Here is a 24,854-nt window from a genome sequence, read left to right on the forward strand (position 1 = left end):
CGAGGGGACAGGGCGCCTCGCCCATTGCCGGTCAGCACCGAGTCATCTCGTGGCCGACGTGCGTTCCGGAATGCGGGCGACGGTGGCCGTCACGACGTGGCGGGGGCGGCGGGGCGACCACCAATTGGCCGGCCCCATCAGCTGGACCAAGGCGGGTACCAGGAGCATGCGGACGAGGGTGGCGTCCACGACCAAGGCGATGATCATGCCGAGACCCAGGAAGCGCATGGGGGTCAAGGGGGACAGGGTGAACGCTCCGGTGACGATCACCAGCAGGGTCGCGGCGGCGGTGATCACGCGAGCGGTCTTGACCGTGCCTGCCCGCACCGACGCGGCGGTATCGGCGCCCGCGTCGTGCGCTTCGACCATGCGCGACAGCAGGAACACCTCGTAGTCGGTGGAGAGCCCGAAGACGACCGCGATGATCAGCACCAGCATGCCCGCGGTGATCGGGCCGGTGCTCACGCCGAGCACGCCGGACAGATGCCCGCCGCAGAAGATCCACGTGAGCACGCCGAAGGTGGCGGCGAGGCTCGAGAACGCCAGGGCGACCGCCTTGAGCGGCAGCACGATCGAGCGGAACGCGGCCGACAGCAGCACCATCGTCGCGCCGACCATGACGAGGATCATCCACGGCATCGCGGCGACGATGGAGCGCACGCTGTCCACGGTGGCCGCGGTGTCGCCGCCGATCCACAGCACGGTGCCGTCCGGGGGAGTCACCGCGCGCAGGGCGCGGACCGAGGCACTCGCCGCTTCGGTGCGGTCGGTGTCGCGCAGGAAGGCGTGGAAGACGACGAAGTCCTCGGCGCGACCCACCTGGACGACCTGCCGCACTCCGTCGATCCCGCTCAGCGCCGCCGCGACCGAGTCCACGGCGGCCGACTGCGGCGGCCCGTCCGTGCCGCGCAGCACGGCGGTGGCCCCGCTGCCCGCCGCGGGAAACTGCGCGGTGAGTTCCTCGACGGTGACGCGCATGGGGTTGTCCGCGGGCAGCGCGCGATGGTCGATGTCGCCCAGTCGCAGCCCGGCCAGCGGCGCCGCGAAGATCAGGAGGACGGCGCCGACGGCCATGGTCACCAGGGCGGGCCGCCGCAGCACGCGATCGACCAGGCCGCCCCAGAACCGGTCGCTGCGATCGATCGCTCGCCCGCCGCCGATACGCGCGCCGAACAGGGCCAGCAGTGCGGGCAGCACGGTGAGCGAGAGCCCGGCGGCCAGCGCCACCGCCGTGATCGCGCCGACGCCCAGCGACCGCAGCACCGCCTGCGGGAAGACGAACATCCCCGCGAACGCGCAGACCAGCAGCAGCGCCGAGAACGCGATCGTGCGCCCGGCGGTCGCGTAGGTGCGCGTGATCGCGGCGGGCACGTCGTGCCCGTCCGCGACCTCCTCGCGGAACCGGGTGACCAGGAACAGCCCGTAGTCGATGGCCATCCCGAGGCCCAGCAGCGAGGCGATGTTCATCGCGAAGGTGCTCACCTCGGTGAGTTCGGCGAGCACGCGGATGGCGCCCATCGCACCCAGCACGGTCAGGCCACCGACCACGACCGGGAAGGACGCGGCGACGAGCCCGCCGAACACCAGCACCAGGATGAGCAGTGTCAGCGGCAGCGAGATCGATTCCGCCCGCAGCAGATCGTGCTGGGACTGCGCGTTGATCTCCGTGGAGACCGCGCTGTAGCCGGACAGATCGGTCGCGACACCCGGGACGCGCAGCCGCGGTTCGATGTCCGGATACACGCCGACGCGCTGGTTGGCGTCACCGGCGAGATACACGACGGCCAGCGCGTGCCGGTCGTCGGCGGAGCGCAGGAACTGCTTGCGTGCTATTCCGGCGTTCCAATAGGTTTCGATCGGCCGTTGCAGCAGCGCCGGGTCGATCCGCGCCAGCGATTCCCGCACCCGGGGGCCGATGTCGTCGAGCGTCTGGCCCTGCGGCGCGGTGTACCGCACCACCACGTCCGGATTCTGCGGTCCGAAATGCTCGCCCACGAGCTGGTCCACATGCGCGGACTCGCTGCCGGGATCGATGAACCCGGCCGCCGTCACCTTCTCGGACGCTCCGATGCCGAGCAGACCGGCCAGCAGCATCACCCCCGTCACGACCGCGAGCACCCACCGCGGCCGGGCGAGCACGAGCCGGGCGAGGGAGGTCATCTCACGGCCGCATCGTGCGGGGCAGACTCGGCTTCCAACCGCGCCGCGATCTTGTCCAGCAGCGCATCCAGCCGGGGCTCGATGCCCGCGCCGTTGCGGCAGGACACGGTCAGCTCCAGCTTTCCGCGCGACTCGACCATGGCGAACAGCAGCGGCATCGCGCCGCTGTGCTGGGGCAGCAACCGCATGGTCGTCGGCGTCCAGCCGGGCACGGCCATCTCGTCGAGATCGACGCTGCCCATGTGGGAGATGGTGGCCGACACCATGTTCCGGTTCAGCCGTGCCCCGAGCCAGTTGCTGCCGCGCAGCACGCCGCGGATGACGGGGGCCGGGAACTTCGACAGCTTGCCGTTGTCCAACTGGTTCAGTTCGCTTCTCTCCCGCAACCCGGTGCGCATCCGGCCGCTGATCGTCGCCCAGTCCTCGCCGGGAGCCACGTCGAGAAACAGGGGCAATGCCAGGTTCCCGGTCGAGCGCAGCTCGGGATCGTGCCTGCGCAGGTCGACCGGAATCATGAAGCGCGACCGGGCCCCCGACTCCTCGGCCAGGACCGCCGCCACCCGTGCGACGATTCCCTTGCCGGTCGCCTCGATCGTGCGGTGGCGCAGCAGCCAGCGCGGGGCCGCCGGATCCTGGCGGCCGCGGCCGGTCGGCGCCCGGAACGTGGGCAGCACCCGGGTCGGTTTGCCCGGCGCGCCCACCCGCGCCACCAGTTCGGCGTCGGCGACCGGGTCGGCGGCGCCGACGGGCGGCAGGCCGCGCAGTGCGCGGAAGACGTCGTCCACCCACATCCGCAGACCCATGCCGTCCATCACGCCGTGAAAGGCGCGGAACACGACGGTGGTCCGGTCACCGGTCAGCAGCAGCACCTCGGTGGTCCGCTCCGGCGTGGGACCGATCGGGCTGTCGAGTACCGCGTCGTGTTCGAGCGCGTCGTAGTTCAGCGACCATCCCGGCACGACGCGCACCGTGGCGGCCAGACCGCTGTCCACCCAGTCGCCGCCGTCACGGACCAGGCGGGCGCCGGGGTCGGCCGCCGAGGCCACGTCGACGGCCCGTTGCAGGGCGGCCGGGTCGAGGCTGCCGTCACCGTGTACGGCGATATGCATGACGAACGGCGGGGTCACCCGCCGCGTGGCGAAGTAGAGGCGTTCGGTGGGTGTGATCTTCCGGCGGAAGACGGGGGCGTTGCTCATGCTGATCTCCGGTACCGAGGTGGTGCTCAGCGCAGATTGCGGGTGAGTTCGACCGCTCCGCCCTGGGCGGGCAGCCAGGCGAGGAACGCGGCCAGTCCGCTGTCGCGGTCCACCACCGCCCGGTAGCCGAAATCGCGTGCGGCGGCGGTGGTGTCGTAGGTGGCGCTGCGGGTCATCAGGGCGACGGCGTAGCGCGAGAGCGGCGGCGACCAGCGCGTCGCGACGGCGGGGATGCGCCAGATCGTCTCGATGACGCGCACCGCCGCTTCGATCACCCTCGGATGGGGTTTCCTGGTCGGCGGCTGGTACCCCAGCCGAACGGCGACCTCGCCGAGGAATCCCCACACGTCGGTCCGCTCGGCGTCGGCGACGAAATACGCCTTACCGCCGACCGCGTCCGACGCGGCCGCCTTCACACAGGCGTCGACGATGTTGTCGACGTGACACAGCGAGGCGTAGACGGTGCGGCCGAAGGACAGGTCCGGCAGCGTTCCCGCACCGGCCCGGCCGAGCAACCGCACGATGGGACCGGACCGGTCGCCGGCTCCCCAGATCGCGCGGGGGCGCAGCGCGCAGGTGCGGAACCCTTCGGTGTCGGCGGCCAGTACCGCCCGCTCGGCCGCGGCTTTGGTCTCCGAGTACAGGTTCAGGTAGCGCCGGGGATAGGGCACCGATTCGTCGACGTCGATCTGGTCGCCACCGTGGTAGTCCATCAGCGCGCTCGGACTCGAGATGAACACGAACCGCGCCGCCCCGCCGCGTCGGGCCGCTTCGAGCAATCGCTCGGTGGCCCGGACGTTCTCGTTCCAGAATTGTTCCCGGGTACCGCGCTCGTCCACCCGGGCCGCGCTGTGGAACACGATGTCGACCCCACGGGTCGCACGTTCGAGCGAGGCGGGATCGGTCAGGTCGCCGTAGACCAGCTGGATCTTGTCGACATCGGCGCCGAGGTCGGTCAGATCGCTGGTGCGCCGCACCAGGATCGACACGTGATGCTCGCCGTCGCGCACCAGCCTGCGTACCAACGCGCCGCCCAGGAATCCGGACGCACCGGTCACCAGAACTTTGCTCATTGCCGTTCCTCCTTGCCGGGCCGGGTTCGCCACCAGGTCAAGCCGAAGATCTGCGTCAGGACCGCCGTCTCGAACCGGCCGCGTCCGGAACCCTCGGCGGCGCGCAGGGCCACCGGGATCTGCGCCGCGTGCACGACGACGCTCAGGAACGCGTCGATCCACCAGGCGGCGCGCAGGACCCGGCTGTCCGGGACGCGGCCGGTCGCGGCGGCGAGGGCGCCGCAGGCCAGATACAGCCACCCCAGGACGGGAACCGCCCGCAATGCCATCGTTTTCATCGTCGGTTGTCCGTTCCGAGCCGCTCGGCCGCCCAGATCGTGAGCTGTTCGCGCCCGATCTTCGCGTTGTGCCGGATGTCCACCGGGAAAGACGGGTGAATCAGGAAGTCGTCGATGGTCCTGCTGAGGTCGAACCGTGCCCCGTGGGCCCGTAGCGCGGCCTCGACGACCTGCGCGTCCGCGCCCGGCTTCGGTTCCACGCAGAGCACCGGTCGCTGCGCTCCGCGGGCCCCGACCCCGACCAGCGCCGTGCGGGCCACGCCAGCGACGGTGTTGAAGACTTGTTCGACCTGGACGGTGAACATCGGACCGTGCGCCGTGACCACCCGCTGACTCTTGCGTCCGCAGAACCAGATCCGTCCTTGATCATCGATCCAGGCGAGATCGCCGGTGCGGTGCCAGATCCGGTCGCCGTCGACGATCTTGCCCAGCGTGTTCGCCTGTTCCGGCCAGTAGTACCGGGCGCTGACATTCGGCCCGGCGACCACGAGTTCACCGATCCCGCCGGTGTCCTCGAGGCCGCCCGCGAGCTCTTCGGCCCGGCTCCACGTCGGGATCGCGTCGTCGGTGATGGCGACGACGCGCGCCTGCACCTGGTGGGAGGGCCTGCCGAGGCAGGTTCCCGCCCCGCGGTGCGCCCGTTCGACCAACCCGTCCAGCAGTTCCCTGGACTCGATGGTGGACATCGGCAGTGCCTCGGTGGACCCGTATCCGGCGACGACCTTCGCGTCCTCGCCGAGCACCGCGCGCAGTCCGGCGATGCACCAGTCCGGCACCGGCGCGCCGCCGGAATAGATGCTGTCGAGCGTGTGCAGCTCGGCCGGCCGGGTGCGCAGGTGTTCCAGTAGCGGGATCAGCACCGCCGGGGAGGCGAACATGGTCCGCACGCCGAACTTCTGGATCGCGTCGACGACATGTGCGGGATCGGTCGCGCCGACCTTGCTCGGAATCAGCGGCGGCAATACGCAGCGCGAACCCAGGAGCAGATCCAGCACACCGACCAGCGGGAGAGTGATCAGCGAGGCCTCCGGCGCCACCTCGCCGCGCGCCACGTGCACCTGCTCCACCATCGCGGCCAGATTGCCGTGCGTGAGCTGCACGGCCTTGGCCGGTCCGGTACTGCCGGTGGTGAACGCGATGAACAGCAGGTCGTCCTCGGTGGCCGGTCGGCCCGCCGTGACCGAGCCGGTGGACGTGCGGCCCCAGTCCCGCAGCGACTCGCCGCGCCAGAACCAGCGCCTGCCGACGGTGACGGCGGTGTGGACGCCGCGGAAGCCGCGCCGGAACAGCACGCGCAGCGCGTGCGCCTGCGGGATGCCGATGAACGCCTCGGCGTCCACGGCGCGCAGGCAGCGCAACATCTTTCGCACGCCCATCCCCGGGTCGATCACCACGGCCACCGCGCCGATCTTGAGCAGCCCGAACATGATCGCGTACAGCTCCGGGCTCGGCAGCACCAGCACGATGGTGCGTGTCCCGGTGCCGACACCCGACGCCGCGAGCCGCTGGGCGATCGTGTCCGACCACGCGTCCAGTTCGCGATAGGTCAGGTGCCGGTAGGCCGGCAGGCCATCGGGGCCGACCCCGTCCGCGTAGCGCACGGCCACCCGGGTGGGGTCGGTGCGGACGACCGCACGGAACCGATCGAAGGCCTGCCAGTAGGTTCCCGTCGTCACGCAGGCGCCCCGGCGAAGACGGGCAACCGGTAGAGCACCGCCGCCGCCGAAGGACCGGCCCCCGCCGCGACGAACAGCACCTGGTGGTGCTCGGCGAAGGCGTCGTCCGCGACCGCCAGGTCGTAGGCCGCGGTGAGTGCCGCGGTGTGCGGGTCGCCGTCGCGCAGGTCCGGAGTGCGCACCGCGCGCTGATCGATGCCGAGGACGGCGGCCAGCCTCTTCGGGAACTCCGGGCTCGGCGTCGAAGCGATCAACGCGATCCGCTCGAGCGAGGCGTGCCCGGATTCGGCGAGCGCTTGCCGCGCGGCGTCGACGGCCACCTCGAGCAGGCGGTCCTCGAAGCCGGGCTCCCGCTCCACGGTCATGGCGCCGCGACCGGTGTTGCCCATGGTCGAGACGTCGACGTAGGCCTCCACGGCGGGCGTACCTTCCCCGGCGACGGTGTGCACCCGGCCGAATCCGGTCGGCTCGTCGGTGCGCTCGAGCAGTAGCGCCGCGCCGCAGGTGGCGTACGGGAACCGTTCGTCGCCGACCGAACGAAGCAGCGACGGGTGGGTGTCGCCCGAGACGATCAGCACGTGCTCGGCGCTGCCGGTCTCCAGGACTGAGGTGGCCACCTGGACCGCGTTGAGCACGCTGACCGCCCCGTTCATCAGGTCGAACGAGAAGGTGCGCGGGTCGTCCTTGGCGTATTCGAGTCCGATGCCCGCCGCCTTCTGGATCAGCGCCGACACCGCCGGTTCGACGGTGTTGGAATCCCGGAAGATGCCCGCGTTGATCAGCAGCCCGACCTGTTCGGGAAGGATCCCGGCACGCTCGAGGCTCCGCTTCGCCGCGCGGGCGCTGTGCTCGACGATGCTGTTGGTGTCGCCGCCCCGGCTGACGCCGGTGGACTTGATGCGTACGCTCATGACCTACCTCAGACCTTCAGCGACGAGATGGTGGTGGACAGGAACCCGGTGACGATGCCGGAGGCCGCGGGCACCAGCAGCAACTTCGATCCCGCGGGGATGTTCTGCTCGCCGAGCTGATCGTGCAGCACGATGAAATGCGAAGTGGTGGAGGTGTTCCCGTACTTCTCGATGACCCGCAGATCCGGCGGCATCGGGCTGCCGAACTCGCGCTCGGCGATCGCGTGCATCCACGGGATGGCCGCGGCGCCGAACTGGTGGTGGATCACATAGTCGAACTTCTCGTCGGCGAAGGTCTTGCCCTGCGCCTCGAGGAATTTCCGCTGGGTATCGGTACCGAGCAGGAAGCGGTCCTCGTTGTGCATCCGGCGGTTGTCGGTGTACATCGCGATGCCCTGCGTCTTGCCGCTCGGCATGCCCAGACACAGCTGCGCGTATTCCGCCGCGGTCATCATCTCGATGTAGTGGATCATGTCGTTTTCGTCGACCGCCTGGTCCAGCACGATCGCGCAGCCGGAATCGCCGACGGACAGCGAAGCGAATTGCGGATCGTATTTCTGGGAAATCTCCGCGACCGCGGTCTCGGCGATCGGAGTAATGGCCTCGCCGCTGACCACCAGACCGTTTCGAACGGCGCCGGACCGAATCATACGGTCCAGGATGTAGGTGCCGGTGAGCATTCCGGCGCAGGCATTCGTGATGTCGAACGTAATGGCGTTCTTGGCTCCGATAAGACGACTTATCGAACCCGCGAACGACGGCTCCATGTATACCCTGGTCGCGTGCTTGCTCCGGGTGATCGAAGCGGAGATGACTACGTCGATCTCCTCCGGAGCGTACTTCGACCTGGACAAACAGTCCTCTACCGCCTTGACGGCCAGCGTGAACGAGTCCTCGTGACTTTCCGGCCTGGTATCGCGTACCCGGCGTTCGCGGACGCCGGTGATTTTCTCCAGATCGAACGAAGGCGGTTCTTTCAGCCCGGAAAGCAATTCCGCGGTGGTGACAACTCGGGAAGGCAGATAGGCACCGATGGATTCGAAGCGAGAATGGGGAGACACGAGCGCTCCTGAAATCGTGGAGATATACGGTTCCGGATCGACTCTGATCGTCGGTGGGATGAACACTACCCGACGGTAACAACGAATGACCACAGCCATTTCGCGCCACCGTCTGAGACGGAAATCACGACCAGCGGTACATGTTTCGTGAGGTATCACCAACCGGTGACCGACTGGCTATGGCTTGCCGGTATGGCCATCCGACCTGCTGATTCGGTTTGTCACCGCATTTCGCGTTCGACGCTGTGCGCGTCGCGTGACGCTCGCGGCGGCGCCGCTTTCGGAATGGCAATCGATCGGCTATTGCCGGATGGTGGCGGTTCGTGAGTCGTCGGCACGGGGTCTCTCTCGCCGGATGTGAGTGACTTCACTGTGCGCCGCGCCTTCGGTGCGGATGCTTGTCGCTCGATTTGACTTCGCACCGAACGGGTTGTGGCAGAAGGGAAGTCGGGCGGCTCGGTGACCGGCGCGAGCCGGGATCAGGCTTCGGTGCTCAACGCGGAGCGCGCGGTGGCGATCCGCTCGATGACGTCGGCGGCGTGCGCGTCGAAACGTTCACGGGAGACGGGGATTTCGCCGTCGAGCCAGGGCCGGTAGAGGTAGGCCAGTGCGCCGAAGATGGCGCTGGCGTTGAGCGCGTAGTCGTGCTCGTCGGGCACCGGCTGGCTGTAGTCGCCCGCGCTGATGGTCAACGCGATCGGCGCGGTGAACAAGCCGATGAGTTCGTTGGCGCGCGGCATGAGCACGGGGGTGGCCTGCGATTCGATGAACATGATCCGGCCGCGGCGGCGGTCGGCCAGTAGGTAGTCGGTGAAGACGCCGACCATGTGGCGGAACATCGCGTCACGTTCGATGGGCGCGTTGGGCAGCTCGTCGAGCAGCCGGTCGCGCGCGCCGAGGACGACGGTGTCCAGCACGGTGGTCAGCAACGCGTCGAGGTTCGGGAAGCTCTCGTAGAAGTAGCGCTCGGTGAGTCCGGCCTGCCTGCACACGCCGCGCATCGACGTCTCGGCCGCGCCCACGGTCGCCATCAGCTCCGTGCACGCCTCGACCAGCTGTTCCCGGCGCGCGGCGACGCGATCGGCGGGCGATTGCCCGCGCCAGCGGCGCATGCCCGGAATCGCCCCGTCGGCTTGGTCCATAGCGTCATCCTCTCATAGCACCGAATTGACATCATGTGATGTTGACAGCACCTGATGTCACCAATACATTGCGAAGACACCGATCGATGACGAGGGGTGCGAGATGGGTTCTGCCGTATACGCCGACCAGACACACGCCATCAACGCGCGCGCGGTGGAATTCGACTTCGCCACGGTGCCGATGCATTACATCCCCGGCGAGGCGATGGCCACCCACATCATCAACGTGATGCACCTGGTGCTCCCCGAGGGTGAGCGCGCGATGGCGCAGGCGCTGGCCGAGGCGTTACCCCTGATCGACGACGAGCGGTTACGCGAGGAAGTCCGCGGCTTCATCGGGCAGGAATCCATGCATGCCAGTTCCCACGAGAAGGCGCGCGAGCAATTGGAGCGGCTCGGCCTGGACGTCGGCCCGATGGTCGATCGCGTGAGCTGGCTGGTCGACCGCATCCTCGGCGACCACGGATTGACCGGCCGGGCCAAGCGGGAGTGGCTGTGCGAGCGGCTGGCGCTGTTCGCGGGCATGGAGCACTACACCGCGGTCATCGGGGAGTGGCTGCTAACCAACGACACCCTCGAGGCCAAGGGCATGCACCCGGCGATGCTGGATCTGATCCGCTGGCACGGCGCCGAGGAGGTCGAGCACCGCAGCGTCGTCTACGACGCGTACATGCACGTCGACGGCGGATACGCGCGCAAGGCGCGGCAGGCGCTCATCGCGAGCGCGGGATTGCTCGTCCTGTTCGTCGTCTCCGGAGGCTACCTGTTCCACAAGGACCCCTCGCAGCACAAAGGCCGATTCTGGCCGCTCCAGCTGGCCGGCGCGTCGGTGCGCGGCGTGGTGCCCAGCTTCACGACGTTCATCACCGAGATTCCGCGCTACCTGCGGCCGGGCTTCCACCCGTCGCAGCTCGGCCCGATGGACAACGCGCTGCGTTACCTCGCGCAGTCGCCCGCGGCACGGGCGGCGAACGCGTGACCGCCGTGGGGGAGCGGTTCCAGCCCGGGGCCGCGCTGCGGCTGATCGGCTCGGCGGCCGACGCCTACAAGCGCCTGTTCGTCGAAAGCGACGCCGCGCAATTGCTTTCGCGTCCCGATCCGGTCCGCCGCACCGGCTACGAGTTCGAGGTGGTCGTCGACCGGATCGGGCACGAGGCCGACGGGGTGGTCAGCTTGTGGCTGCGCCACCCCGAGGGCGGCCCACTGCCCGCGTGGACGCCGGGCGCGCATCTGGACGTCTTCTTGCCGTCCGGCCGGCAGCGGCAGTATTCGCTCACCAACGACCCCGCCGACCGCGGGTTCTACCGCATCGCGGTGCGTCTCATCGCGCACGGCGAGGGCGGTTCCGCGGAGATCCACCGGGATCTGCGGGTCGGTGACCGGCTGTGCGTGCGCGGTCCGCGCAACGCGTTCCCGCTCGTCGAGGCGCCGTGTTATCTGTTCGTCGCGGGCGGCATCGGGATCACGCCGATCCTGCCCATGGTCGCCGCGGCCGAACGCGCGGCGGTGCCCTGGCGGTTGATGTACCTGGGCCGGTCCCGCTCGCGCATGCCGTTCCTGTACGACCTGGCCCGTTACACCGGCGGCGACGTGGTGGTGCGGCCGGACGACGAGTACGGCGTGCCCGACGCCCGGATGATCTTCGAGCAGACGCCGCCCGGCGCCGCGGTATACGTGTGCGGGCCGCCGCCGCTGGCCGAGGCCGCGCGTGCGGTGCTCGCACTGCACGATCCGACGGCCTCGCTGCACACCGAGCGCTTCTCGCCGCTGCCCGTGCGCGACGGCGAGCCGTTCCGTATCAGGTTGCATCGCAGCGGGTTCGACGTGGAGGTCGCGGCCGACGAGTCCGCGCTCAGCGCGATCCGCCGTGTGCTGCCCGGCGTGGCCTACTCCTGTCAGCAGGGATTCTGCGGCACCTGCAAGACGCGGGTGCTCGCGGGCGCGGTGGACCACCGGGACCGGTCGCTGCTCGAATCCGAGCGCGCGGAGACGATGCTGACCTGCGTCTCCCGGGCGCGCGGCGGCGAACTCCACCTGGATCTGTGAGCTCGGCGGGCCGGCCGCCCGCGTGTGGAAGGAAAGACATGGCTGCGCATCCGGAACACGTGCCGATCGCGGTGATCGGGGCCGGGATAGCCGGGATCGGTCTGGCGGTCGCTCTGCGCGAAGCGGGCATCGAAGATTTCGTGCTGCTCGAGCGCGCGGATGACCTGGGTGGCACCTGGCGGGCGAACACCTATCCCGGTTGCGCCTGCGACGTGCCCTCCCAGCTGTACTCGTACTCCTTCGCGCCCAATCCGAACTGGTCGCGCACCTATGGCACGCAGCGGGAGATCCTCGCCTACCTCCGGTCGGTCGCGACGCGCCACGACGTGGTGCGGCACATGCGGTTCGGCGTCGAGTTGGTCGAGGCGCGCTGGGACGACGCGGCCACGCTGTGGCGGCTGCGTACCGGTCGCGGCGACCTGACCGCGGCGGTGCTGGTTTCCGCCGTCGGGCCGTTCAGCGAGGCGCGGATCCCTCGGCTGCCGGGCGCGGATACCTTCGAAGGGACGCAATTCCATTCGCTGCACTGGGATCACGAACACGATCTCACCGGCGAGCGCGTCGCGGTGATCGGCACGGGCGCGTCGGCCGTGCAGTTCATCCCGGAGATCCAGCCCGTGGTGGGCAAGCTGACCGTGTTCCAGCGTTCGGCGCCGTGGATCGTCTCGCGACTGGATCGCCGCACGCTGCCCGCCGAACGCGCGCTGCTGCGCCGGATCCCCGCGCTCGGCAAAGCGGTCCGCGGTCTCCTCTACACCGGCATCGAAGGCTTCGGTCTGGTCGGCTTCGTGGACAAGCGGTTCCGGCATCCGTACGAGGCGCTGGGCAGACTCCAGCTGCTGCGCCAGGTGCGCGATCCGCAGTTGCGTCGCAAGCTCACCCCCGATTACGTGATCGGTTGTAAGCGGGCGATCTTCTCCGACGCCTACTATCCGGCCCTGACCCGGCCGAACGTCGAAGTGGTCACCGAGGGCATCCGGGAGATCCGCGCCCGGTCGATCGTCACCGCCGACGGCGCGGAGCGCGCGGTGGACACGCTCATCTGGGGCACCGGATTCGGTGTTCCGCCCGCGGTTTTCGACCGGATCCACGGGCTCGGCGGTCGCTCCATCGGGGACCGCTACCGGGAGCGTCCGAGCAGCTACCTCGGTGCGGCCATGGCGGGCTTCCCGAACTTCTTCTGCACGCTGGGGCCGTTCGGGGCGGCGGGCAATCAGTCCGCGATCTATATGATCGAGGCGCAGGTGCGCTATATCGTCGATGCCGTGACCACCATGCGTGCGCGGAACATCCGGCGGATCGATGTGCGCGAGGAGGTGCAGCGAGCCTTCCTCGACGAGGTGACCGAGCGCAGTCGCGACACCGCCTGGCTGACCGGCGGATGCCGCAGCTACTACCAGACCGCCGACGGCGGCAACGCCGGGCTGTACCCGAACTGGAGTTTCGAGTACCGGCGGCGCACAAGCCGTTTCGATCCGGAGTCCTACCAGTTGCAGGCCGGGTGAGCGTCGTGGTCGTCGACCTGCTGCGTCAGCTGCTGTCCCCACCTGCCGAGCACCGGCTGGATGTGCGCGATCGGGTGGTGGTGATCACCGGTGCGGGCACCGGAATCGGCCGCGCGCTCGCCGAAAAACTCTATGCCTCGGGCGCTTCGGTGGCGCTGATCGACATCGACCAGGCCGCCGCCGCTGCCGTCGGGCGCTCGATGGGGGAGCGGGCGCTGGTCGTGCGCGCGGACGTCTCCGATCGAATCGGGATGCGCGAAGCCATCTCCCGGGTGCGCGAGCGTTTCGGCCGGATCGATGTCGTGGTGGCCAACGCGGGCGTGGTGCCGGAGCCCGCCACGATCCGGACGATGAACCCCGGCGACTTCGATCGGGTCATCGGCATCAATGTGACCGGGGTGTTCAACACCGTGCATCCCGCGCTGGAGGACATCGTCGCCGCGAAAGGGCACGTCGTCGTGGTCTCCTCCGCCGCGGCGTTCGCGCCCGGCATGGCCGGTTCGCCCTACATGGTGAGCAAAGCCGCGGTAGAGCAGTTCGGGCGGGCGCTGCGGGTCGAGCTCGCCGCGGTGGGCGCGACGGCCGGCGTGGCGTACTTCGGCATCGTCGACACCGCGATGACGCACGGCACGCTCGACGAGGACGACCTGGGCGCCGACCTGGGCGCATTGCTGCCGTGGCCGCTCAACCTGCGCATCACCGTGCGCGACGCGGCGGAATCCATCGCCGACGGCATCGCCCGGCGCGCGGCGCGCACCATCGCGCCGCCGCAGTGGGAGCCCTACGCGTTGTTCCGCGGCGTGATCAACGTGGTGCTGGACAGCAGGCTGGCGCGGGACCCGCGCGTGCACGACCTGATCCACCGGGTCGAACAGCGCGTCATCGACGTCGATCACCCTGTCACCCCGATACCGCGCTGACGCGCGCGGGCCGGACTACGGCGCGGCGGGAAAGATCGCGGGCAGCGTCAGCGCGTACTCCACATCGACGCGCGTGCCGAGCGTCGTGAGCAGCACGCGGATCATCGTCAGGCGCGCCGCCGCGACGGTGTCCGCGTCCGGTTCGGCGCCGGGCGCGGCGCCCGCGGAGATCCGGTAGACCACGTACTCGCACAGGTGCAGCGCCGCGTCCAGGTCGAGCGGGCTCGGCACCGGCCTGCCCAGCTCGGCGAACGTCTCGCGCACCAGATCGCGAATGTCGTCGAGCGCGCGCTCGCGGTACGCCGACACCGGCGAGCCCGGGTCGTGCAGCTCGGCGAACAGCGGCCGCAGCATGGGGCCGTGCCCGCGCGCCCAGTCCAGGTAGGCGTCGATCAGCCGGATACCCAGCTCGACCGGCTCGTCGGTGCCCGCCAGCGCCGCGCGGATGCCGCCGACCAACCCCTCGTTGGAACTGTCGAGCACCGCGAGCAGCGGTTCGTTCGCGTTGCCGAAGTAGCGGTAGAAGGTCGGCCTGGCCAGGCCCGCCTGCTCGATGATCTGCGCGACGCTCAGCCCACGGGAACCCGTGCGGGTGAACACCTCCGCCGTCGCGAGCACGATCCGGGCGCGGACCTCCTCGGCCTGCTCCTGCGTCTGCGGCGGCCTGCCGCGCCGCGCGGCCGTCGGCTCAGCCTGCATAGTGCCGCCTCACAACGCGGCCCCCGGGATCCCTGTGCGCCACGACGAACAGCTTGACACGAGGTGTGACATAGATATTAATCTAACACCACTGTTCATTTTAATGGGGCGCGCGTCCGTGGCGCGGTCCACCGTCCTCGAGAGGGCCGACCATGACGACCGCCTCCCAACCGGCCACCGCCGACGCGCTGTCCCCGTCACTGGTGCAGCCGTTGCTCGCGCACGCCGTCGCCGGAGGCGCGCCCGCCGTCGAAGTGTTCGCACCCGCGACCGGCGCGAAGATCGTCGATCTGCCGCAGTCCTCCGCCGACGACATCGAGACCGCGTTCGCCGCCGCCCGCGAAGCCCAGCGCCAGTGGGCGCGACGTCCGGTGCGGGAACGGATCGCGGTGCTGCGCCGATTCCACGACATCGTGCTGGCCGAGCAGGACGCCATCCTCGACATCGTGCAGACCGAGACCGGCAAGGCGCGGGCCCACGCCTTCGACGAGGTCGGCGACGTGGCCGTGAACGCCAGGTACTACGCCTCGGTGGCCGCCCGGCTGCTGGCCACGCGCAAACCGCGCGGGGTGCTTCCCGTGCTCACCCAGGTCGACGTGCGGCATCGGCCCAAGGGCGTGGTCGCGGTCATCTCGCCGTGGAACTACCCGCTGGCGCTGGCCGCCTCCGACGCGCTGCCCGCCCTCGTCGCGGGCAACGCGGTGGTGGCGCGTCCGGACAACCAGACCGCGCTCACCGCGCTGTGGGCCATCGATGCCGCCGTGCGCGCCGGATTGCCGCGCGGGCTCTGGCAGGCCGTGCTCGGCCGCGGATCGGTGATCGGCGGCGAGGTGATCGCCCGCGCCGACTACGTCGACTACACCGGCTCCAGTGCGACCGGACGGACCATCGCCCGGCAGGCGGGTGAGCGCCTGATCGGCTACTCGCTCGAACTCGGCGGCAAGAACCCGTTGCTGGTGCTCGCCGACGCGGACGTCTCACGCGCCGCCAAGATCGCCATCCGGGCCTGCTTCGCCTCGGCGGGACAGCTGTGCGAGTCGATGGAACGCATCTATGTGCACGACAGCGTCTACGACCGCTTCGTCACCGAATTCGTCGGGCACGTCGAGGCCATCCGGCTCGGCGGCGGTCTGGACTACCACAGCGACATGGGATCGCTGACCTTCCGGCGCCAGCTCGACACGGTCGTCGCGCATGTCGACGACGCGGTGGCCAAGGGCGCCACGGTGCTGGCGGGCGGTCGCGCGCGTCCGGACCTCGGACCGTATTTCTACGAGCCCACCGTGCTGGCCGGCGTGCGGCCTGGCATGACGGTTCACCGCGAGGAGACCTTCGGCCCCGTGGTCTCGATCTACCGCGTGAGCAGTGACGAGGAAGCCATCGAACAGGCCAACGACACCGCCTACGGCCTCAACGCCAGTGTCTGGACCAAGGACATCGCACGCGGTCGCGCGGTGGCGGCCCGGATCGAGGCGGGCTCGGTGAACGTCAACGAGGGCTTCATCGCCGCCTGGGGCAGCGCCGACGCGCCGTCCGGCGGGCTCGGCATCTCCGGCACCGGGCGCAGGCACGGTCCCGAGGGCCTGCTCAAGTACATCGACACCCAGACCATCGCGGTGCAGCGGGTAGTGCCGATCGCTCCGCTGCCCGGCATGTCCGAAGCGCTCTGGGCCAAGACGATGACGCTGTATTTCGGCGTCATGAAAGCGCTTCGGCAGAAGTAACTCGCACGACTCACGGATCAGGAAGCGGTACGGATGAAACTGGACACGGTGGCGGGCAAGAGGGTCCTGGTCACGGGGGCCGCGATGGGCCTTGGCAAGCTGTTCGCCGAGCGGGCGGTGCGCGAAGGGGCCGCGGCGGTGGTGCTGTGGGACATCAACGAGGCCGCGCTGAAGGACACCGCCGCCGAGCTGACCGGCCGTGGCAGCGCCGTTCATCACTTCGTGGTGGACGTGGCCTCGCCCGAGGCGATCACCGAGGCCGCGGCCGGCGTGCGCGAGCAGGTCGGCGGCATCGACATCCTGGTCAACAACGCCGGCATCGTGCGCGGCAACAGCTACTTCTGGGAAACGCCGAACCGCGCCGACATCGACAAGACCATGGCCATCAACTCGCTCGCTCCGATGTACGTCACGCTCGAGTTCCTGCCCGCCATGGTCGCCGGAACCACCGAGGCGCGGGTGCTGACCATCGCCTCCTCGGCGGGCCTGGTGTCCAACCCGCGCATGAGCGTGTACGCCGCCTCCAAGTGGGCGGCGCTGGGCTGGTCGGACTCGGTGCGCATCGAACTGGAACAGGCCGGCCACGAGCACGTGACGATCACCACGGTCTGCCCGACCTACATCAATACCGGAATGTTCGAGGGCGCCAAGGGCTTCCTGTTCACCCCGATCCTGGACCAGGACAAGGTGGTCGACACCTCGTGGCGGGAGATGAAGAACGGCACCCCGCTGGTCGTGCTGCCGTGGACCTCGCGGCTGAACAAGGCGATCTCCGGTCTGCTGCCGATCAAGCTGCGTGACCTGTTCCTCGACACGGTCGGCGTCTACCACTCCATGGACCAGTTCACCGGTCGCGAGAAGTAGAGCGCGGCGCGTTCGCCAAAACTCCCAGGCCGCACCGCTCGGGACGTGTACGGCGCTTCCTCGATGGGTGGTCGCGCTGGTCAGCGTGGACGGGTGCCGATGACCACGGTCGCGTAGTGCTCTTCGGATGCCGCGACCCGGCCCGCGAGACCGTTCTCCGCCAGCACGGCGAGCGCGGTCGGCGCTTGATCCTCGCTGGACTCCACGAGCAGATGCCCGCCCGGAGACAGCCACTCGGCGGCCCCGGCCGCGACCCGGCGCAAGACGTCCAAGCCGTCCGGGCCGCCGTCGAGGGCGGTGCGTGGTTCGTGGTCGCGGGCCTCCGGCGGCATCCGCGCGATCATCTCCGAGGGCACGTACGGGGTGTTGCAGAGCAGGATGTCGATACAGCCGCGCAATTCCCCGGGCAAGGGCTCGAAGAGATCCCCTTCGTAGACCGGTGCGCCGAGCGGGGTGAGATTCCGGCGAGCGCACTCGACCGCGATCGGATCGATGTCGGCGGCCGCCAGCGTGACCGGACGACCTTCCTCGGCGGCGGTCCGAGCCGCCGCCAGCCCGAGCGCGCCGGAGCCGCAGCACAGATCGACCACCACCGGATGACCCGTCCGGGCGTGGATCAGCTCGACCGCGCGGTCGACGAGGAACGCAGTGCGCTGCCGGGGCACGAAGACGCCGGGAGACACCGCCACCCGCAGCCCGTGGAACTCGGCCCAGCCGAGCAGGTGCTCCAGCGGGCTACCGGCGACGCGCTGGGCGACGAGCGATTCCAGCGCGACGCCGGTCTCCGCTGCGGCGGCCGTGAGCAATCGCGCCTCGTCCTCGGCGAACACGCAGCCCGCCGCCCGGAGCCGGGCGACCACATCGGAATTTCCGGCTGACGTCACGGGGCCATCCTGCCGCGCCCACGCGGGACGCCGCTAACGAATTTCCCCGGCGATCGGGACCGGCGCGCTCGGCGCGAATCCCGATCTGCCGGTGATCAGCGTGCCGTGCTCAGCTGGAAGGTACGCGTGGCGTCGAGATAGATGCCGCGCTGGCCCGGCTTGCCGGGCGGCGGCAGCTGCGAGACCAGCTGTTCGAGTGAGGTCGTCGCGCCGACGACCCGGGTGCCCGCGACGACGAAATCGGCGACGGCACGGCGGATGTGGTTCGGCGAGGTCACCACGATCGCGCTCGTCGCACCGATATCTCGCAGCAGCCTCGTGCTGAACAGCGCGTTCTGCACGGTCGAGCCCGCGCGGCTCTCCACGTGGATGCGCGCGGGCGCTACGCCGTGGGCGACCAGCCAGTCGCGCATGGCCTCGGCCTCGGTGATGCCGTTCTGCGGATTCCCGCCGGTGACGACGATCGGCGACAGCGGAGCGGCGATGGACTGCAACCACGCGGCGGTGAGCCGGTTCACCAGTTCGGGGCGCAGCGCACCATCCGGCAACAGGCCGTAGCCGAGCACGACGATGCCGGTTTGCGGCCCCGCCAGCGCGGGCAGCGGGTTCGGCAGCGTGCCCACCGCGGCGCGCACGGCGCCGAGCACGTTGTCGGTGCCCTGTGCCAAGCCCGGATCGACCACGTGCAGCCGTGCCATGGCGTCCACGAACGCGGGCAGGTCACCGGCGTAGTCGGACCAGATCGCCTGCAGGGCGAGCGCTTCGGCGTCGGCGGGGTCGGCGCCGATCAGATTGCGCAGGTCGGCCCGGCCCGCGGCGTCGTCGCCGTTGGTGAAGTGGCGCTGGGCGGAGTTGTACAGGGCGTCGGTCTCCGGCGCGGCGTGCGCGGGGACACCGGCCAGACCGGTGAGCGAGAACGCGGCGAACGACGCCGCGACGAGAAGTTTCCACTGCCTCGAGATCATCACTACAGTCGTCACCTTTCCGCTGTGGAACGGGTTGGCACGTGCTAGCAGTTAGCTGGGCAAACACGAAATACCATACGGGCGAACTCTTCGTCCAACCGGCAATTCGCGAACGGGCTCCCGCGATGTCGCCCCCGGTGCGTGTGCCGGGGCGAAACCGGGGCGTTGGTTCGTTTTTCGCGGCGGGATCGCGGCGCCTTCTTTCGGGTCCGAAGGCGTTCGAAACTACGTGAATCACAGTCGCGCACTGGGTAAGTGCCGATGTGGCTGTTCACTGGCGTCGTCGGCGGTGCGGCTGTGCCGCCGCACCTGCCGCCGGCGTGCCGTGGTCGGCGGCTACCGTCCGGCTGCGTGCGTCGTTCGGCCTCGCCGCGGTCGCATGGCCTGAGCAAGTCGGGCTCGCCGTGCGATTGCCCCGAATTTGCACCGCCGCACGCGGGCGGGGGAGGAACACGCCCGGCCGCGCCCGTTAGGCTGTGTCAACGTGGATACCGTTTCGCTGTCCGGCAAGGAACTCGCCGCCGCCATCAACGCCGACACCAAGGCCCGCGCCGCCGCGCTCACCGACGGCGGCGCCGCCCCGCGCCTCGCCCTGGTGGTGGCGAACGACGACCCAGCGAGCACCTGGTATGTGAACTCGCTCCGCAAAGCGGCCGAGCGACTCGGAATAGCCTGCGACACGGTCGATCTCGGTTCAGAGGCGAGCGCCGCGGAGATCCGCGCCGAACTCACCGCGCGCGGTGCGGACTCGGCGACCGACGCGATCATGCTGCAGACGCCCCTCCCGGCGGGCGTCACGCTCGACGACGTGAGTTCCGCGATCGTCGCGTCCAAGGACGTCGACGGCGTCAGCCCGCTGTCGCTCGGCCTGCTCGCGGCCGGGCTGGACGGTTTCGTCCCCGCCACCTCCGAGGCCGTTGTCGAACTACTCCAACACCACGAGATCCCGCTGACCGGCCGGCACGTCGCGGTCGTCGGCCGCTCGAACGTCGTAGGGAAGCCGCTGGCGCAACTGCTGCTGGCGAAAGACGCGACCGTCACGGTGTGCCATTCCCGCACCGCCGACCTCGCCGCCGTCACCGCCACCGCCGACGTCGTCGTCGCCGCGGCGGGCCGCATCGGCCTGATCTCCGGCGAGCACGTCCGGGAGGGTGCGGTGGTCATCGATGTCGGCACCAACGAGGCTGCCGACGGCAAGATCGTGGGCGATGTCGACGCCGAGTCGGTGCGCGGCAAGGCGGCCGGGCTCAGCCCCGTTCCCGGCGGCGTGGGCCCGGTCACCACGGCCCTGCTGATGCGCCACGTCGTCACCGCCGCCGAATCCGACCGGCCGAGCGGCTCTGCGTGAGAAGCCGCCTCACCCCCGGGCTATGGCGCTGATGAGTGTGCGGCCGCCGTCCTTGGTGGTGGTGACGACCTGCGGGTTGTAGGTGACCGGCTGCTGCCCGGGGCGATGTTCGGTGACCACCACGGTGTACTGGCCCGCGAACGCGCCGGGAGTGATCGCCACGCAGTGGGTGGTGCCCGCGGGGATGCTGTCGATGCCGCGCTGGATGGCGTCGGCGGCCTGTACCGCGGCGTCCGCGGTGGTGGTGGCGCGGACCTGCTCGCCGGACCGGTCCACGTAATAGGCGTGCTGGAAGGCGAAGATCACCGCGGGACCGGAATCGAAGCCGCCCACGCCATTGCCCTGGATCCGGTTGCCGACCCGCTCGGCGGGGCACTGTGCGACCGGCGCCGCCGGAGCGGTGGCCTGCGCGGGCGGGACCGGTGCCGTGGCCTGCCGGTCGGAGCCGCCGGTCCAGAACTGTAGGAAGGCCGCGAAGCCGAGCGCGGCGACGCCGAGCGTGCCGAGCACTGGTACCGCCCACCGCCGCGTCTTACGCGGCGCGGGAGAGCGGTCGATCAGTCCCGCGAATTGATCTTCGTACTCGTCGGGACCGGGCGCCTGCGTGTGCACGGGTTCGGTGGGCTGCGCCTGGTCCTGCGGCCGATCCACCCACGTGGCCCACTCGCCGCGGTACTCCTCGCCGGCCGGCGCCTGCCCGGGCACCCCGGTGCCATACGGATTTCCCCGGTCGTAGCCGGGTCGCGCGCTCATCTCCGGTCGATCCATCGCCCCGCCCTTCATCAGGTCCCCGTCAGATTAACCGCATCGCCACGACGCGGGAACGCCCTGCCGCGTTCACAATTGAGCCGTCCGCCTACCGGAGGATACCGGCGGGTCTCCCACCCGGCCTCGGGGTGGCCGGCGGACGGGTGTCACTTCAGCAGAGCCAGCCATTCATGTTCGGGATGGTGGTCGGACACGTAGGTCCGCACCACGGTGCGCTGTGCGGAGCTCAACTCAGGCCAGGTCCGTTCGAGGTCGGCACGGTCTTTCGGCCGGGCCTGTTTCACTTTGAAGATCAGCACGAACTCGGGATTCAGGTAGCGGATGCCGTCGTCCGCGATCCAGGTCACCTCGTCGAGGGGTGCGACCATGGTCCGATCGCGCCGGTTGACCCAGGCGCCCCGCTGTCCGGGATTCAGCAGGAGGTCGATCAGCCACGGAGACCGTGCGTTCGCCCGCAGCCAGACCTGGTCGGCGCTGTCGGGCAAGGCGGGGAAGCGGTCATCGACGGGGCGAATGCCGTCCGGGCCCGCGGACCAGATGTGCAAGCGGCCTCGTGCCGCGGAGCGCAGAGCGGGCAGATCGGCACGGAACATCGACGCGTCGACATCACTGTGCTCGCGCCGCGTTCCGGTCCATGCGTCGATCGCCCACCCGCCCGCGATCCACCACGGGGCGTCGATGTCGCCGAGGACCTCGCACACATCGCGCGGGGTAACGAGAGCCCATGGGCCCCAGAGGTCTTGGAACTCGGCTTCCTTCGCGTCACGCGGTGGTGGGATCGGAAACTCGCGCAAGGATGACCCTTCCCTCGGGTATGTCGCCAGACGCTACCCGGCGGAGGGCACCGCTCACCAGTGCGTGACGACCGGATCGCCGACGCCGATCGTGTGATAGACCCATTCGGCGTCGTCGCGGGAGAGGTTGATACAGCCGTGGCTGACGTTCGCATAACCCTGCTGGTCCACCGACCACGGCGCCGAGTGGATGAAAACGCCTCCCCACGTGAGCCTCTCGGCGAACTCGCCGTTGATGACGTAGCCCTCCGGCGAACTCAGCGGGATGCCGATGGTGCGGGAATCGAACACGACGGAACGGAACTTCTCCAGCACCGGCCAGGTGCCGGCCGGTGTTTCGTACCCCGGCTTGCCCATCGAGGCCGGCATCGTACGGACGACGGTGCCGCCGACGGTGACCGTGAAGGTATGCGCCGACATGTTCGCATCGCCGAAAACACCCGCGTTGGTGCGGAATTCCGTGCGCGCGCCACCGACAGAGACGAGGACGGTGGCGTCGGCGGGCAGGAACCCGCTCGGCGTCCACACGGCTTCGCGATCGTCGGTCCACGCGAATGTGCCCGGCAACGGCCGGGTCGTTCTGATGTCGATGGATTGTTCCGTCTTCGCGCGATCCGTGACAGGTGCGGCGAACCGAATGGTCACGGGATGAGCCACGCCCACCACCTGGCCGTTCGAGGGTCCGATCGCTGCCACCGGAGGCGTCGGCCGCACGATCATCGTCGCGGCCGCCGCACCCGACCCGAACGCGGCCAGTGCCACGATCACGGTCGCGAGGAACAGGTACCGAATGGCGCTCCTCATGGCGTCCACCCCTTCGAGCTGGTGTGGTAGGCAAGGAACATTTTAGGCCCCCATGATCAACTCGGCCACGGATAGAACCGGTCCATGGTCCGGTTGCGCTGGGGGATAGGCCCACCAATGACCGCATACCCCGCCGGGTGCGGTCGAAACGGCAGTGAGTCGCTCGAGTCCTGGGGCAGGGGTCCGACGAGGCGGTCAGCGTGCGAGTCCGCCTGGCAGCGGTTCCGGTTCGGCCGCGGCTCGCGTGTCGAATTCCGCTCGCGCGGCGAGGATTCGGTCCTGGTGTTCGACGGCCCACACGCCCATGGCGTGACTGATCGCACCGATGCTCGCGCCGAGTTCGGTGAGCGAATACTCCACCCGGGGCGGCACCGTGGGGTAGACCGCCCGGCGCACGAGGCCCTCCCGCTCCAAGTTGCGCAGGGTTCGGGTGAGCATCTTCTGCGTGATGCCGTCGAGGCGGCGGCGTAGTTCGTTGAAGCGGATCGGCCCGGCATGGGAGCGCAGGACGCTCAGCACCAGCATCACCCACTTGTCGGCGAGGACGGTCAGCACTTCCCGCGCGGGGCAGTGATGCAGGTAGCTCTCGACCAGGCTGTGGGTCTCCGGCCGGTCACATGCAGTATCCATGGGGAACCTCGGTATCAAGAAGGTGCCTTCTTCCCGAAAGGTACCAGGTGGCCACAGAATCGGTACATGCTCGCAATCACGCAGTACGCGTTCGGTGGCCCGGAAGTCCTCGAGGTGGTCGAGGTGGATCGGCCGCGGCCCGGCCCGGGGGAGGTGCTGGTACGGGTCGCCGCGACCAGCGTCAACGCAGCCGATTGGAAGGTGCGCGCCGGACTGCTCGGAAAGCTCGGCGATCCACCGCTGACGCTGGGGCTCGATGTGGCGGGTGTCGTCGAGGAACTCGGTGCCGGAGTGGACAGGTTCGCGATCGGCGCGCCCGTGTACGGCATGGTGTACGGCGGAGCGAACGCGGAATACGTTGTGGCGCAGGCGCACACGCTGGCAGCGGCGCCGAGGAACATCGATCTGGTACACGCGGCGGCACTGCCGACGGCGGCGCTGACGGCCTGGCAGGCGCTGGCCGCGCTCGGTGCCGGGGAGCGCGTGCTGGTGCACGCGGCCGCGGGAGGCGTCGGGCATCTGGCGGTGCAGATCGCCAGGCATCGCGGAGCGCACGTTATCGGCACCGCGCGTGCGGTCAACCACGAGTACCTGCGCGGTCTCGGCGCCGACGAGGTGATCGACTACAGCGCGGTCGATTTCGGCGCCGCGGTGCGCGACGTCGACTTCGTGCTGGATCTGGTCGGCGGTGCGTACGGGTCCCGCTCCCTCGAGGTGCTGCGTCCCGGCGGCAGGTTGATCGACACCCAGGGTTCGGACGCGGAAGCGGACCCGCGTTACGAGCGGTTCTATGTCGAACCCTCTGCGGTATCACTGCGCGAGATCACCACGATGGTCGAGCGCGGTCACCTCCGTGCGACGATCGACCAGGTGCTGCCGCTCTCGGACGCCGCGAAGGCGCACGAACTCGGCGAATCGGGACGGGTGCGCGGCAAGATCGTACTGGTCGCCTGGAATCCGCCCGCCTGAACCGGGCGGCCCCCGCGCGATCGCGCGGCTACCGGCGGACGGCGTGCACGACGTCGGCGTGCAGGGCGTCCGCCCGCGCGGTCAGCTCCTCGATCCGCATCAGGACCGCGGCGAACCGGTCACCCTCGGCAGCGGGCAGCGATGCCACGTTGATCTCGATGTTGAGCTGCGAGGTGGTCGCGGCGGCGCGGCAGGCGTCGGCGGCCGCGCCGATATCGGTGACGACGTTCGGATTCCCGATCGGGAACAGCTCCGCGGCCAGCGACAGCGCCTCGTCGGCCTCGTCGACGACCTCGGCGGGCACCCGGGCGGCCTCGATCAGCGCGGCATTGATCGCCGCGGTGCGGGCGGCGATGTCCTCCGGGGTGTCCTTGGGCAGCTTGTAGGCGGCGCCGACAGCCGTGAACGCGGCGGCGTCGGCGGCGGCCAGCGCGAGC

The 24,854-nt window shown here is 69.8% G+C and carries 24 protein-coding genes; 8 read left to right on the forward strand and 16 right to left on the reverse strand.

The window, feature by feature from the left end; genetic code table 11:
* Window positions 1–42 precede the first annotated feature (42 nt).
* The 8 genes from NG1_RS31140 to NG1_RS31175 all read right to left on the reverse strand — a co-directional run bounded on the left by NG1_RS31140 (window position 43) and on the right by NG1_RS31175 (window position 9,497).
* On the reverse strand, window positions 43–2,160 hold the full coding sequence (locus tag NG1_RS31140; protein WP_062976822.1) for an MMPL family transporter: 2,118 nt from the start codon (window positions 2,158–2,160) through the stop codon (window positions 43–45).
* Window positions 2,157–3,356, reverse strand: a complete 1,200-nt coding sequence (locus NG1_RS31145) for a hypothetical protein (RefSeq protein WP_062976824.1) — start codon at window positions 3,354–3,356, stop codon at window positions 2,157–2,159. The genes NG1_RS31140 and NG1_RS31145 overlap by 4 nt, the downstream gene beginning before the upstream one ends.
* A 26-nt stretch (window positions 3,357–3,382) precedes the next feature.
* Window positions 3,383–4,429 (reverse strand): NAD-dependent epimerase/dehydratase family protein, encoded by a 1,047-nt coding sequence (locus NG1_RS31150; protein ID WP_062976826.1) that lies wholly within the window; start codon window positions 4,427–4,429, stop codon window positions 3,383–3,385.
* Complete coding sequence (locus NG1_RS31155) at window positions 4,426–4,698, reverse strand: hypothetical protein (RefSeq protein WP_245660135.1); 273 nt, start codon at window positions 4,696–4,698, stop codon at window positions 4,426–4,428. The genes NG1_RS31150 and NG1_RS31155 overlap by 4 nt, the downstream gene beginning before the upstream one ends.
* A 5-nt stretch (window positions 4,699–4,703) precedes the next feature.
* A complete protein-coding gene (locus NG1_RS31160; protein ID WP_062976831.1) occupies window positions 4,704–6,383 on the reverse strand; it encodes a fatty acid CoA ligase family protein in 1,680 nt (559 codons plus the stop codon).
* Window positions 6,380–7,294, reverse strand: a complete 915-nt coding sequence (locus NG1_RS31165; RefSeq protein WP_062976833.1) for a beta-ketoacyl-[acyl-carrier-protein] synthase family protein — start codon at window positions 7,292–7,294, stop codon at window positions 6,380–6,382. The genes NG1_RS31160 and NG1_RS31165 overlap by 4 nt, the downstream gene beginning before the upstream one ends.
* Before the next feature lie 8 nt (window positions 7,295–7,302).
* Window positions 7,303–8,355 (reverse strand): 3-oxoacyl-ACP synthase III family protein, encoded by a 1,053-nt coding sequence (locus NG1_RS31170; RefSeq protein ID WP_245660136.1) that lies wholly within the window; start codon window positions 8,353–8,355, stop codon window positions 7,303–7,305.
* A gap of 479 nt (window positions 8,356–8,834) precedes the next feature.
* Window positions 8,835–9,497, reverse strand: coding sequence for a TetR/AcrR family transcriptional regulator (locus tag NG1_RS31175; protein ID WP_062976835.1), 663 nt, complete (start codon window positions 9,495–9,497; stop codon window positions 8,835–8,837).
* Between the two features lie 103 nt (window positions 9,498–9,600).
* On the opposite strand from NG1_RS31175, the gene NG1_RS31180 reads away from it, so the two are divergent.
* From NG1_RS31180 to NG1_RS31195, 4 genes are read left to right on the forward strand one after another with little or no spacing between them, the layout of a single operon-like run.
* Window positions 9,601–10,476: a metal-dependent hydrolase gene (locus tag NG1_RS31180; protein ID WP_062976837.1), complete on the forward strand. Its 876-nt coding sequence runs from the start codon at window positions 9,601–9,603 to the stop codon at window positions 10,474–10,476.
* Window positions 10,473–11,543, forward strand: coding sequence for a PDR/VanB family oxidoreductase (locus tag NG1_RS31185; RefSeq protein WP_062976839.1), 1,071 nt, complete (start codon window positions 10,473–10,475; stop codon window positions 11,541–11,543). Before NG1_RS31180 ends, NG1_RS31185 begins: the two co-directional genes overlap by 4 nt.
* A gap of 38 nt (window positions 11,544–11,581) precedes the next feature.
* The gene (locus NG1_RS31190) at window positions 11,582–13,048 is read left to right on the forward strand and encodes a flavin-containing monooxygenase (RefSeq protein WP_062976841.1); all 1,467 of its coding nucleotides are present in this window, start codon (window positions 11,582–11,584) and stop codon (window positions 13,046–13,048) included.
* Window positions 13,045–13,968 (forward strand): short-chain dehydrogenase/reductase, encoded by a 924-nt coding sequence (locus NG1_RS31195; protein WP_168434028.1) that lies wholly within the window; start codon window positions 13,045–13,047, stop codon window positions 13,966–13,968. Before NG1_RS31190 ends, NG1_RS31195 begins: the two co-directional genes overlap by 4 nt.
* A 15-nt stretch (window positions 13,969–13,983) precedes the next feature.
* Here NG1_RS31195 and NG1_RS31200 read toward each other — a convergent pair whose 3' ends face one another.
* A complete protein-coding gene (locus tag NG1_RS31200; RefSeq protein ID WP_062976843.1) occupies window positions 13,984–14,667 on the reverse strand; it encodes a TetR/AcrR family transcriptional regulator in 684 nt (227 codons plus the stop codon).
* A gap of 152 nt (window positions 14,668–14,819) precedes the next feature.
* On the opposite strand from NG1_RS31200, the gene NG1_RS31205 reads away from it, so the two are divergent.
* Both NG1_RS31205 and NG1_RS31210 read left to right on the forward strand, forming a co-directional pair.
* Window positions 14,820–16,391, forward strand: coding sequence for a succinic semialdehyde dehydrogenase (locus tag NG1_RS31205; protein WP_062976846.1), 1,572 nt, complete (start codon window positions 14,820–14,822; stop codon window positions 16,389–16,391).
* Window positions 16,392–16,424: 33 nt separating this feature from the next.
* Window positions 16,425–17,255: an SDR family NAD(P)-dependent oxidoreductase gene (locus tag NG1_RS31210; protein ID WP_062976848.1), complete on the forward strand. Its 831-nt coding sequence runs from the start codon at window positions 16,425–16,427 to the stop codon at window positions 17,253–17,255.
* Between the two features lie 80 nt (window positions 17,256–17,335).
* On the opposite strand, the gene NG1_RS31215 is transcribed toward NG1_RS31210, so the two are convergent.
* Entirely contained in the window at window positions 17,336–18,139 is an 804-nt protein-coding gene (locus tag NG1_RS31215; protein WP_062976850.1) for a putative protein N(5)-glutamine methyltransferase, read from the reverse strand.
* Window positions 18,140–18,234: 95 nt separating this feature from the next.
* Entirely contained in the window at window positions 18,235–19,104 is an 870-nt protein-coding gene (locus tag NG1_RS31220; protein WP_084499334.1) for a YdcF family protein, read from the reverse strand.
* Window positions 19,105–19,588: 484 nt separating this feature from the next.
* On the opposite strand from NG1_RS31220, the gene NG1_RS31225 reads away from it, so the two are divergent.
* Window positions 19,589–20,452, forward strand: coding sequence for a bifunctional 5,10-methylenetetrahydrofolate dehydrogenase/5,10-methenyltetrahydrofolate cyclohydrolase (locus NG1_RS31225; RefSeq protein WP_062976855.1), 864 nt, complete (start codon window positions 19,589–19,591; stop codon window positions 20,450–20,452).
* A 9-nt stretch (window positions 20,453–20,461) separates the two neighbouring features.
* Here NG1_RS31225 and NG1_RS31230 read toward each other — a convergent pair whose 3' ends face one another.
* The 4 genes from NG1_RS31230 to NG1_RS31245 form a co-directional block, all read right to left on the reverse strand.
* Entirely contained in the window at window positions 20,462–21,205 is a 744-nt protein-coding gene (locus NG1_RS31230) for a DUF8176 domain-containing protein (protein ID WP_062976857.1), read from the reverse strand.
* A 161-nt stretch (window positions 21,206–21,366) separates the two neighbouring features.
* Window positions 21,367–22,014, reverse strand: coding sequence for a nucleotidyltransferase domain-containing protein (locus tag NG1_RS31235; RefSeq protein ID WP_063910487.1), 648 nt, complete (start codon window positions 22,012–22,014; stop codon window positions 21,367–21,369).
* 54 nt (window positions 22,015–22,068) lie between these two features.
* Window positions 22,069–22,818, reverse strand: coding sequence for a L,D-transpeptidase (locus tag NG1_RS31240; RefSeq protein WP_062976861.1), 750 nt, complete (start codon window positions 22,816–22,818; stop codon window positions 22,069–22,071).
* A 195-nt stretch (window positions 22,819–23,013) separates the two neighbouring features.
* A complete protein-coding gene (locus NG1_RS31245; protein ID WP_062976863.1) occupies window positions 23,014–23,448 on the reverse strand; it encodes a winged helix-turn-helix transcriptional regulator in 435 nt (144 codons plus the stop codon).
* 66 nt (window positions 23,449–23,514) lie between these two features.
* Here NG1_RS31245 and NG1_RS31250 point away from each other — a divergent pair, with 66 nt between their 5' ends.
* Window positions 23,515–24,417: an NADP-dependent oxidoreductase gene (locus tag NG1_RS31250; protein ID WP_062976864.1), complete on the forward strand. Its 903-nt coding sequence runs from the start codon at window positions 23,515–23,517 to the stop codon at window positions 24,415–24,417.
* Window positions 24,418–24,445: 28 nt separating this feature from the next.
* On the opposite strand, the gene NG1_RS31255 is transcribed toward NG1_RS31250, so the two are convergent.
* Window positions 24,446–24,854, reverse strand: a 409-nt coding sequence (locus NG1_RS31255) for a cyclodeaminase/cyclohydrolase family protein (RefSeq protein WP_169812353.1), incomplete at its 5' end; no start/stop codon positions are given.

The sequence above is a fragment of the Nocardia gamkensis NBRC 108242 genome, from assembly GCF_001612985.1.
Classification (GTDB): Bacteria; Actinomycetota; Actinomycetes; order Mycobacteriales; family Mycobacteriaceae; genus Nocardia; species Nocardia gamkensis.